Origin of the sequence: Microbacterium sp. BF1 (assembly GCF_019279095.1) — a bacterium.
GTDB classification, from domain to species: domain Bacteria; phylum Actinomycetota; class Actinomycetes; order Actinomycetales; family Microbacteriaceae; genus Microbacterium; species Microbacterium maritypicum.
This window is the reverse complement of the sequence record NZ_JAGYWT010000439.1, coordinates 1-2,047: the sequence shown is the minus strand read 5'-3', so window position 1 is coordinate 2,047 and position 2,047 is coordinate 1. Positions and strand designations below refer to the sequence as shown.

Genomic DNA, 2,047 nt, shown 5'->3' with positions numbered 1-2,047 from the left:
GACCGCGAGTCCGGCGCGCGCGGCGACATCGAGCACGACGCCCCCGGAGAGCCCCAACAGCACCAGGCTCGGATCGATCGCGCGGATCGCCGCCACGACGGCCTTCGACTGCCGTTCGTCGCGCGCGATCGTGTTGTAGAGCGCACCATGCGGCTTGACGTACGAGACCCTCCCGCCCACAGCGGCGGCGAGTCCCACGAGAGCACCGAGCTGGTACTCGACGTGCGCCTGCAGCGAGGCCGAGTCGATGTCGACCTTCGTTCGTCCGAAGTTCTCGTAGTCACGGTAGCCGGGATGCGCGCCGATCACGACGCCGCCCTGCACTGCTGCTGCGAGCGTCTCGCGGATGCCCTCAGGGCTCCCCGCATGGAACCCGCATGACACGTTGGCGCTCGTGACGAGGCGCAGCATGCTCGCATCGTCACTGACGATCCGGTCGGCGACGTTCTCGCCGAGGTCCGAGTTCAGGTCGATCGACGTCATGCGATCACGCTCCGATTCCGAGGAAGGCGAAGATGGGGCCGACCGAGACGATCCCCATGTACCAGGTGAGCAGCGTCACGAGCGTACCGGCGACGAGCAGCCACATCGGGTACTTCTTCGAGCCGAGCAGGTCGCGGCGGAACCAGCCGATGTACATGAACACCGTGAGTCCGATCGGCAGGATCAGGCCGTTGAAACCGCCGACGAAGACGAGGATCGCCGCGGGTGCCGTGCCGATCGACAGATACACCGCCAGCGACACCACGATGAAGGCGACGGTCGCCAGCTGCAGGGGCCAGCCGCCCTTGAGCTTCTTGGTGAAGGTGGAGAGGAAGGTGGCGGAGGTGTACGCCGCCCCGATGACCGAGCTGATCGCGGCGGCCCAGAAGATCGCGCCGAAGATGCGGAGTCCGGCATCGCCGAGCACCGCGCCGAAAGCCTGACCGGCGGGGTTCGCGCCCTGACCGGAGAGGTCGAGCGTGACGCCCGAGGCCACAACCCCGAGGATCGCGAGGAACAGCACGTAGCGCATGACGCCGGTGACGAGGATGCCGTTGGTCGCCGCGCGCATCACGGAGCGGGCGTGCTCCGGTCCGGTGTGGCCGGAGTCGAGGTAGCGGTGGGCGCCGGAGTAGGTGATGTACCCGCCGACGGTTCCGCCGACGATGGTCGTGATGGTGGCGAAGTTCAGTTCATCCGGCGCGAACGTCTGGCGCAGGGCCCCGCCGATCGGCGGCTGCGCGATGACGGCCACGACCACGGTCATGACGATCATGCCGATGCCGAGCACGACCAGCACGACGTCCATCACCGGTCCCGCCTTCTTCACGAGGAAGATGATGATCGCGAGGGCCGCGGTGACGATGCCGCCGAGCTTGGTGTCGATTCCCAGCAGAGCGTTCAGTCCGAGCCCACCACCGGCGATGTTGCCGATGTTGAACGCCAGCCCGCCGATCACGACGAGCACGGCGATCAGGTGCCCGGAGAAGGGGATGGCGCTGTTGGCGAGTTCGCCGGCGCGTTTGCCCGACGAGGTGATCATGCGCCAGACGTTCAGCTGCACCGCGATGTCTACGAGGATCGAGATGAGGATTGCGAACGCGAAGGCCGCCCCCATCGTCGCCGTGAACGTGGCGGTCTGCGTGATGAAGCCGGGGCCGATGGCGCTGGTGGCCATGAGGAAGATCGCGCCGATGACGGCACTGCGGCCCGCGCGCTTCTTGACGGACGAGAGGCGGGCCTCGTCCTCCGGGGAGAGGGAGGCGGTGGTCTGCTCAGACATGCGGGGGGATTCCCATCGTCGTTGGTGGGTGTCGGGTGACCCCCAGTGTAGAACGGATAGAACCCGATTGTTCAACAATCATGTTACGGCCGTGCTACAGAGCGGTTGCTTTCGTGTAATGGCCCACATGCGACCGCAGAGGTGGAGGTCGTACCGGGACTGCTGCACGAATAGGTGACAGGTTGTAGTCACGCCGCCAGTGCGGCGGTCGTGTTCATGATGGTCTCGAACTCGATGGGCGTCAAACGGCCCAGGCGGAGTTGGCGCCTCCGGCGGTGGTAG

Annotated in this window: 2 protein-coding genes; both read right to left on the bottom strand. The window is 66.4% G+C overall.

Going from position 1 to position 2,047, the window contains the following annotated elements; translation table 11 throughout:
- Positions 1-483: 5-oxoprolinase subunit PxpA (locus tag KZA10_RS13345; protein WP_218683121.1), on the bottom strand; the 483-nt coding region annotated here is incomplete at its 3' end.
- 4 nt (positions 484-487) lie between these two features.
- Complete coding sequence (locus tag KZA10_RS13340) at positions 488-1,765, bottom strand: NRAMP family divalent metal transporter (RefSeq protein ID WP_218683120.1); 1,278 nt, start codon at positions 1,763-1,765, stop codon at positions 488-490.
- Positions 1,766-2,047: the final 282 nt, after the last annotated feature.

What these genes read in the sequence shown, in the direction of transcription:
- KZA10_RS13340 (WP_218683120.1), bottom strand. Translation starts at nt 1,765, where the DNA reads ATGTCTGAGCAGACCACCGCCTCCCTCTCCCCGGAGGACGAGGCCCGC.